Consider the following 219-nt stretch of genomic DNA (forward strand, 5'->3'; position numbering starts at 1 on the left):
ACGGATTGCCGTCCCTGCGGCGGACTGCAGAAGAAGTGGGGTTGAATATGGCCTACCGCTGGTTTCTGGGATATACATTGCAGGAGGAAACGCCCCACTTTTCCACAGTAAGCTATAATTTCCGGCACCGTTTTACCGAGGAGACGGTGGACCAGGTGTTCCGTTGGATTCTGGAGGAGGTGGCGGAGGCGGGGTACCTTTCTCCCAAGGCAGTATTTA

1 protein-coding gene is annotated in these 219 nt (G+C 54.8%); it reads left to right on the forward strand.

Annotation, left to right across the window (positions count from 1 at the left end; all coding sequences use genetic code 11):
• Nucleotides 1-5 precede the first annotated feature (5 nt).
• The coding region (locus tag H7U37_RS15490) for a transposase (protein WP_272873500.1) at nucleotides 6-219 on the forward strand (214 nt) is incomplete at its 3' end.

The organism is Pseudoflavonifractor phocaeensis, assembly GCF_016901735.1.
Lineage (GTDB): Bacteria > Bacillota > Clostridia > Oscillospirales > Oscillospiraceae > Pseudoflavonifractor_A.